An 8,860-nucleotide genomic window follows, 5' to 3' on the forward strand; every position below is an offset into this window, starting at 1 on the left:
GTTGCAAGTTGACCAACAGAAGTTTATATCGATGATTGCATTTCCTGTTTCGATTTAAAGGAGTATACCCAAAGCACAATTCACAGTTGATATAGAAAACAAAGTAGGGGAAACATGGCACCATAGTTATTAGTAATACAAACTGATATGTGTTAATAGCATCCATACTAATCCTGTTATACAGATTACTGGGATTTATGAGAGATCAGATTAATGTAATATACTGCAGCAATGACATATCGTATATTAGAAGAAATCAATAAAGAGGTTGAAATATTAAAATAAGGGTATTGGGAAACTTGAATATTTATAGAAAAAAATGAAAAAAGTAATCTTTATAGTGTTTTTCTTAGTTAGAATAAACTCTTATGCCCAGAATTTGAGTTACAGCAACACAGACAATAATTATTACCAGGAGCTTCCTAATCCAACTGCGACAATAATTGAAGGATGGCAACTCCTCAGCAATGATGTAAATGTAAGCTTTGCAGACGATAATGTAAGATACGATAAAGAAAAAGTACCTGAGATCCCATTAGTTTTTACATGGGAAGCTAAAGCATGGAAAGGGGAAAAAATTCATACACAGATACTGGTTTGGTCTAACACCGAAATATCTGAACTGAGTTGCGAGATTGGTGACCTTCATAATAAAGATGGCCACCGACTCAAAAGTGAAGATATAGAAGCCGCCTTTGTAAGGTATGTCATGGCAGATGAATATGGAGGGGGGTGCAACAGAAGGGAGCCTTCAGATTATGATTCGTCCCTTGTTGCAGATCCAATCGATATTATAAAATCAATCCCTGTCTGCACCAATACGGTACAGCCAATTTGGTTGAGTATAAAAGTGCCAAGGGGACAACAAGCGGGGACTTATGAGGGGACAATAATTATAAATGCACTCCGTGAGTACAAATTAGATATTTCAATAAACGTTCTGGAGCATGTTTTGCCACCACCACGCCAATGGAAATTTGATTTGGATATTTGGCAACACCCCTCCCGAATTGCCAGGATACATGGAGTAGGATTATGGAGCAAAGAACACTTCGAATTAATGAGGCCTTATTTTACATTGTTAGCAAATGCCGGGCAAAAAGTAATTACTGCTAATATTATTGAAAAACCATGGAATCGCAAACATAAATTGTTTGAAGATCCAAGTCTTATAAAGTGGATAAAAAAGAATGACGGAAATTGGGAATATGATTATAACCTGTTTGACCAGTATATTTCATTTATGATGGATTGTGGAATAAACCAACGTATCAATTGTTACAGTATGATTAATTGGGATTTATATTTTACATATTATGATGAAGCTTTAGAAAATGAGATAACATTTCAGGCAGAACCCGGGACTACTGAATACAAACAATATTGGATTCCTATGCTTAAAGATTTTACTGAACACCTAAAAACAAAAGGATGGTTTGATATTACTACAATAGCGATTGATGAACGTCCGCTTAAAAGTCTTCAGGTTGTAATATCTCTTTTAAAGCAGATTGATTCATCGTGGAAAGTTTCTTTGGCGGCAGATTCATATCATCCTGAATTGGAAAATGACATCTACGATTACTGCCTGGCTTCATACCTGTATTTTGATGAAGATTCTTTATTAATACGAAAAAAGGAAAACAAACCGGCAACATTTTATACGGCGTGCAAAGAAAAGCACCTTGCACCATATACTTTTTCTTCTCCAGCCGAATGTACATGGTTAGGATGGTTAGCTGCAAAAAGGGGATATACAGGCTATCTTTTTTGGGCATTTAATAAATGGAACGAGAATCCATTGATTGATTCCAGATATAAATATTGGCCTTCAGGGACATGTTATCTAATTTATCCTGGTCCAAGGACCTCAATACGGTTCGAGAAAATTATTGAAGGGATACAAGATTTCGAGAAGATAAAGATATTACGTGAAGAATTCATAAATAAGGGAGAAATTGAAAAATTAAAACGGATGGACAAAGTACTAAAGGAATTTGAGATAAATAGATTGGATAGTATCCCTGCCTCAGAGATACTGGTTAAAGCTAAAATGCAACTGAATAGCTATTAGACGACAAATAAATCTTGAGAGCTAAAATTCGAATAAAGTTGAACATAGTATAAAGATGATATGAAAAGACGAAATTTTGTAAAAAAAATGAGTACTGGAGGAGGAGCGTTATTTACTGGGATGAACCTGCTAGGGATGGAAAAGGAAGGTTTCGAGGGGAATATTAGGAAAAATTTGGTTCCCGAAGGTAATATTGGAAAATCATCAACTTCTTGCCACCTTAAACAGTATATGGGTAAACCGACTGTATTCATTAATGATGAGCCATGTTTTCCGACAGCATACTTATCACATTTTCCGCAACAGTTCAGATACAAAAATATGTATGAACACGGGACTAAAATTTTTGGATGTTATGTTTCTTTGGGAGATAGATTTCCAGGATTCTATAAAAACCAAAAGGTAAGACTTAATAAGCATAATATATGGATTGCCCCGGGAAAAATTGACTTTGATATTATGGACGCTAGCATCAATGAAATTTTGGAAGTAGCTCCCGATGCTTATATTCTTCCTCGGATAAGTTGTAATAGTCCAAGTTGGTGGGATAGCTTCCATCCTGCAGATACATGCAGGACATACGAAACAGGATTACCTCAGTGCCAATCTTTTTCATCTCAGATATGGAGGGAAGAAACCGCGGAAGTATTACGTAAAATTGTTCAGCATGTATATCGATCGACCTATGCTGACAGATTTATAGGAATGCATATATGTGTTGGAGAGACAAATGAATCTGTACACCTCGGTTGGCTCGGAGATACCGACTATAGTATTGTTGCGGAGGCCCGATTTAAGGAATGGTTATTGCAAAAATACAATAACGATAAAGAATTAATCCAAAACTATTTTGGTAAACCCATCGAACAAATAAGTATCCCATTACCCGTGGAGAGAGAAAAACCTGAATTCGGTAATTTTTTTGATCCAGAAAAGTCCAGGCTGAATATTGATTATCGTTTTTTCAGGTGCGACGAAATTATAGATAGCATTGAATTCCTTTGTCGGGCAGTAAAAGAAGAAAGCCATGGAAACCTGCTTACAGGTACGTTTTATGGGCACACTTTTACGCAGTGGCTGGATCATATGAATTTTTCTCGATTCCTTAAATCCCCTTATGTTGATTTTTTTACATCAACGACTTTTGGGACAGAAATTGATTCAATAAAAAAAGCAAATAAACTTTTTTATAATGAAGGGGACGAGAAAACATGTTTAGGGAAATGGATTTCAGAGATGAGACCTGAGATTGACCCATACCATGTATATGATTTACCCGTATGGAAACGTCCGGGAACATTGGATCAAACTCTGGAACATCTCAAGTCTGAATTTACACATGCCATATGTACAGGTACAACCCTTTATTGGTATGACTTGTGGGGGGGATGGTATGACCATGAAAGAATATTGAAATTTTTCAGTGAAGCACAAAAAGTTGCAGATGAAAGTATCCATAAATCAGGTGATTCATTAGCAGAGGTATGTGTGATCGTTGACGAGAAATCAATTCCGTATTTTGCCCCTTTAAAAAGGCAGCGGGTAAGTAATATACCATGGTTGAACTACCAAAAAGCACAAATTGATAAAATAGGTACCCCTTATGATATTTATTTATTGGAAGACCTTAAGGATTTAGATATCTCGAGATACAAAATGATGATATTTTTCAATTCGTTTGTGCTCTCCTCCCAAGATAGGGACCTAATATCCAGGAAATGTATGTCAGGTGGCAGAACGTTGTTATGGCTTTATGCTCCTGGGCTAATAGACGATGAAATTTCTGTGGATAACGTATCCTCCCTGGTTGGAATGCAACTGGGATATGAAGAAAAAAGAGAAGCTTCAGACATTATCATAGACCTTCCAACCGGGAAATTGAAATATAAAGGTAGTGCAGCCTCCCCTTTTATATACATAAAAAGTGGTGGGGCTAGCAATATCTATGGACACACTAATGACGGGTTTGCAATATTTGGAGAAAATAGAATGAAAGACTATTCAAATATTCTTGCCTGCTATCCAACCCTGCCTTGGCAGGCAATACAACATTTTGCCTTAGAAGCAGGTGTGAATATTTATAATAATAATGGGGATGTCCTTTATTGCAATCAAAGCTATTTATCAATTAAGGCATCCAGCCCTGGCAAAAAAATAATCTCCCTGCCATTTCAAGCAAGCCTTATTGAATTAATGGTTCCTAATAAAGGATATGGATCAGGGGAAAGGATTACATTAAAACCAGATAAAACTTTTGAAATTGAATTTTCTTCATCTGGAGAAACTAGGTTTTTTCGGTTTGACAATTAAAAACTAAACGCAACTCCTGTCTATGTAGAGATGATGGAATTATTTTCAATTTTTATTTTAAAATAATACTTTAAAAAAATAAATGAAGAAGTTTTATTTCAGTGAAGTTCTTATTGTTTTGTTATTTGCTTGTAGCTTATCCCATGCTCAAAATAAAACAGAAGTAAAGCAAATAGCTGGTGTCCCTGCATTGTTTATTAATGAACAACTTTATTCTCCGTTTGCATACATGTCATATTTGGGGGAGCAGAAGTATTATAAAGAGATAGCCGAAACCGGCATTCATCTTTATTGTTTCCCGGCCTATCTGGGTGATAGAGGAATTAATTCGGTATCAGGGATTGGTACTTTCCGCACTCCTGTTTGGACAGGAGAGAATCAATACGACTTTTCAAGTATAAAAACAGATTTTGAGAAAATTATAAAAGTTGATCCGCAAGCTAAAGTTATTATCAGGATTTATCTCGATCCTCCCCTTTGGTGGGAAGAACTGAATCCTGATGCTTCCTGTCAACTTGCCGATGGAAGTACTTTCAGACAATGTTTTTCATCTGAAAAATGGCAAAGAGAAACAGGAGAGATTTTGAAGAGTTGCATTAATTGGCTGTCAGGTTCTGTTTATGCCAAGTACCTGGTTGGAATACACGTTGCAGCGGGTTTTACTGAGGAGTGGTTTTACCATCCCAAACAGTATGATGACAGAAACCCAGTTCGTTTTAATGCATTTCGGAAATGGCTAAGAAACAAATATAATGATGATGAGTTAGCTTTTCAGGGATCGTGGGGAGATAGTCTGGTTTCCTTTAGCACCGCACAACCTGGAAATATTAGTGAAAGCAGAACTCACAGATGGAGGAATCCGGAGCGGGAACAAAAGGTGATTGATACATATCAGTTTCATTCAGAAACCTTGGTAGATAATATCATACATTTTTGTAAAATAGTAAAAGAGACAAGTAATGGAACGCTTTTAACCGGTGCTTTTTATGGTTATCACTATTATGTTACTGATCCGAGAAGAGGACATGGTGCTTTAGGTAAATTACTGAAATGTAAATCCCTCGACTACCTCTCCAGTCCAAACGTTTATAACCGGGTTATTGGCGAAGACTGGCCACCCATGGTAGCAATACAATCAGTGCAACTGCATGGAAAGTTATGGCTTGCTGAAAATGATACACGCACAAGTATTACTACTTTGCTAAAAGACAGGGCTCCGGAAGTAGCTCCTCCCGGACAGTATGAAAGCGGGGTGTGGCTGGGGCCGGAGGATATGGAAACCTCAACATCGTTTTTATGGAAGAATGCAGGAAGGATGCTTGCCCAAGGTTACGGAGGCTGGTGGTTCGATATGTGGGGAGGTTGGTTTAGTAGTCCTGAATTACTTAAGGTTATCCAAAAAACAAATGAATTTTATTCCTTATTTCCTATGGAAGAGGGAAAACAGATGCAATCTCAGGTATGTGTAATGGTTGATGAACAACTTTGCTTTTGGGATGCAAGTTACGGACAACTTGCAGAACAGATTCTTTCAAATCGGTACCTGTTGGCAAAAACCGGCACCCCTTACGATCTTTTCCTACGCACTGATGTGGAAAGCATTCCTGCTAATCAGTATAAGGTTATATGGCTCATGGGATTTCTTGAACTGACTGCAGAAGAAAGAGAAAGAATTCATAACTGGCAGGACAAAGGAATTGTTGTAATCTGGACAGATAATGAAGGGACATATGTTTTTAATAAAAAGAATGATTCCAGGGAAAAGGATGTTATTACTTTATCCGATTCCCAGTTGCGCAAAATTTTTGAAGATGCAGGTGTCCATATCTATATCCGTTCCGGCGATGTATTTTATATTGGAAGGAATTGGCTTTGTATTCATTCAGTCTTTGGTGGAGAAAAAAAGATACGTTTGCCATTTGCCGCACAGGTTATAAACCCCACGGATAATATTGTGATGTCAGACTCTACTAAAACAATTAAAATTAATATGGACGGAAAATCAACCATTATATTAAGAGTAAATCCATTGTAAAAAATAAAAAGATGAAAAAAATTAAAGAATACTCAATATTAATAATGTCTCTTTGCATTATTGTTTTCTTTACGGAATGTAAAAGTAATTCAAGCCCCGGAGAAATTGTTTTTATTGAAAATGGAAAAATAAAACTGGGTTTTGAAAAGGAGACCGGCAAATTTATTTCTTTTTCAGATGTAGGTCATTCCTATGAATTTATCGAAAGAAATATGGTTAAAGGACTTCCCTGGGAGGTAAATTTTCACTCCTCATCGGCAGGCTCAGGATCAAACAGTGGGATATTCCCCACGAAATTTAGCTTTTCAAAATCCAATGAACTGACTCTTAATTTGGAGTGGGAAGGTTTTGAAGGAATGATAGAACTTAAGGTAAAGGCTGAAGTTTCATTGGATCCGGATAAAGCATTATCCTATTGGAGTATAAAAGCGGAGGGGATAAAAGGAAATTTAATAAAGAGTATAGATTTCCCCCGTATTCAAGGCATAAAAAACCTGGGGGACGAAGAACTGGCTATCCCCACATGGATGGGCTCTCTGGTTAAAAATCCCCGGGAAAGTCTTGCAGCGAGTAATGCAAAAGTAAAGCGATGGAGTTGGTCCTACCCGGGGTCACTATCTATGCAGTTAATCGCTTTATATAATCCCAATTTAACCGGGTTTTATGCCTCATGTAATGATTCATTGTCTTTTGCAAAAGACTTTGCGGTTACGCTGGATACATTAAATACACTCGAATATAAAATGATTAATTACCCCACTTTTGATTCCACTTTAACATCGTATCATTCTTCTTACGAGGCAATTATTGGTTCATTCAAGGGAGATTGGATAACGGCAGCAGAATTGTATAGGGAATGGGGAACAAAACAAAAGTGGTGTGATAACAGCAGGTTAAAAAACGAACTGAGTCCTTCCTGGTTGGACAGTACGGCGTTGTGGATTTGGAACAGGGGAGAATCAGATAATGTACTGACTCCTGCTGTAGAGTTAAAGCAAAAATTGGGGTTGCCTGTCAATGTTTTTTGGCATTGGTGGCATCATTGTTCGTACGATGATTATTTCCCCGAATATTTCCCTCCCAGAGAGGGGCGTAAATCTTTCCAAAATGCTGTAGAGTCAGCCCAGGAAGAAGGTGTGAGATGCATCGTTTATATGAATTCAATACAATGGGGAGACTCTTCCGGAAGCTGGAAGGCAGAAGGTGCCCAACCATATTCCGTGAAAGATATAAACGGAAAGATGCGATCGCATGCCTATAATATTTTCACTGGAAATTCTCTGACCAATATGTGCATGGCAACCGAATTCTGGAAAAATAAGTATTCTTCATTGTGCGACAGTGCAGTAAATGTGTATCAAACAAATGGAGTTTATATGGATCAGGCTTGTTTAAACAGGATGTGTTTTGATAAAAGCCATGGGCATAAGATTGGGGGAGGAAATTATTGGGTTGAAAATTTTGGAAATCTTACGCAGCAAATAAGAGCGACTGTATCAGACAAAACCCGACCCATTCTCGCCGGCGAAGGATCGGGAGAGAACTGGATCCCTTACCTGGATGCCTTTCTTACTTTGCCAGTGAGCCGGGAACGGTATGCTGGTGTTACCAATACGGAAACCATCCCGTTTTTTCAGGCTGTTTACCATGAATACGCCCTAACCTACGGAAGTTATTCTTCGTTGGTTACTCCTCCTTACGATGAGCTGTGGCCGAAAGAATATGCCCCGAAAGAAACCGAACAGCTACTGGATGCAGACTTCAATAAGCAATTTTTAATGGAACAGGCCCGGGCATTTGTTTGGGGAATGCAACCTACCATTGCTAATTATCACAGTTTCCTGAATTCTGAAAGAGCAGAAGAAATAGATTATTTGCTGGACATTGCCAAATTAAGATACCAGGCCCTGAAATATTTGCTATATGGAGAATTTTGCAGAAGTCCCCAAACTGACTATCCGGAAGAGGAAATAAAAATATCTAAATTATCTATTTATGCAGGAAGAAAAGGCAAAAGCGTTACAACCTTTAATAAAAAAGTTTCTCTTTTATATTCCGGAACGTGGAAAGCAAAAGATAATAGTGTCGGTATTGCTTTAGCAAGTATAAGCGATGATAATTTACCCGTTCATTTTAGTATTAACTCAGAAGATTACAAACTGTCGGGGAAAGGGAAAATTTACATTACAACAACCAACGGGAAAGAGCTTTTAGGTTCATATTCCAACGGATTAATTAATGTGGAAATATCCCTTCAGCCTAGAGGGTTGTGCATTGTCGAAATCGTCCCTTCTGTGTAATGGATATTTAATATCATTAGTGTCCACTAAAAATTAAAGCACAATTGGCCATGACCATTTTCAGGCATATCATCCATTTGCACCACCCTTTTGAAGAGTTCCCTGATCGGTGTTTTGTCGAAAAGCGACATGCTCAGGATG

The 8,860-nt window shown here is 37.6% G+C and carries 4 protein-coding genes; all 4 read left to right on the forward strand.

What is annotated here, in order from left to right; genetic code table 11:
* Positions 1 to 319 precede the first annotated feature (319 nt).
* The 4 genes from D1164_RS19310 to D1164_RS19325 all read left to right on the forward strand — a co-directional run bounded on the left by D1164_RS19310 (position 320) and on the right by D1164_RS19325 (position 8,719).
* Positions 320 to 2,074, forward strand: a complete 1,755-nt coding sequence (locus D1164_RS19310) for a DUF4091 domain-containing protein (RefSeq protein WP_119351549.1) — start codon at positions 320 to 322, stop codon at positions 2,072 to 2,074.
* Between the two features lie 87 nt (positions 2,075 to 2,161).
* Entirely contained in the window at positions 2,162 to 4,384 is a 2,223-nt protein-coding gene (locus tag D1164_RS19315; protein ID WP_172594538.1) for a beta-galactosidase, read from the forward strand.
* Positions 4,385 to 4,466: 82 nt separating this feature from the next.
* Entirely contained in the window at positions 4,467 to 6,419 is a 1,953-nt protein-coding gene (locus tag D1164_RS19320) for a beta-galactosidase (protein WP_119351551.1), read from the forward strand.
* An 11-nt stretch (positions 6,420 to 6,430) separates the two neighbouring features.
* The gene (locus tag D1164_RS19325) at positions 6,431 to 8,719 is read left to right on the forward strand and encodes a DUF6259 domain-containing protein (protein WP_119351552.1); all 2,289 of its coding nucleotides are present in this window, start codon (positions 6,431 to 6,433) and stop codon (positions 8,717 to 8,719) included.
* The last annotated feature ends 141 nt before the right edge of the window (positions 8,720 to 8,860 follow it).

It is taken from the genome of Mariniphaga sediminis, assembly GCF_003573545.1.
Classification (GTDB): domain Bacteria; phylum Bacteroidota; class Bacteroidia; order Bacteroidales; family Prolixibacteraceae; genus Mariniphaga; species Mariniphaga sediminis.

What these genes read in the sequence shown, in the direction of transcription:
- D1164_RS19310 (WP_119351549.1), top strand. Translation starts at nt 320, where the DNA reads ATGAAAAAAGTAATCTTTATAGTGTTTTTCTTAGTTAGAATAAACTCT.
- D1164_RS19315 (WP_172594538.1), top strand. Translation starts at nt 2,162, where the DNA reads ATGAGTACTGGAGGAGGAGCGTTATTTACTGGGATGAACCTGCTAGGG.
- D1164_RS19320 (WP_119351551.1), top strand. Translation starts at nt 4,467, where the DNA reads ATGAAGAAGTTTTATTTCAGTGAAGTTCTTATTGTTTTGTTATTTGCT.
- D1164_RS19325 (WP_119351552.1), top strand. Translation starts at nt 6,431, where the DNA reads ATGAAAAAAATTAAAGAATACTCAATATTAATAATGTCTCTTTGCATT.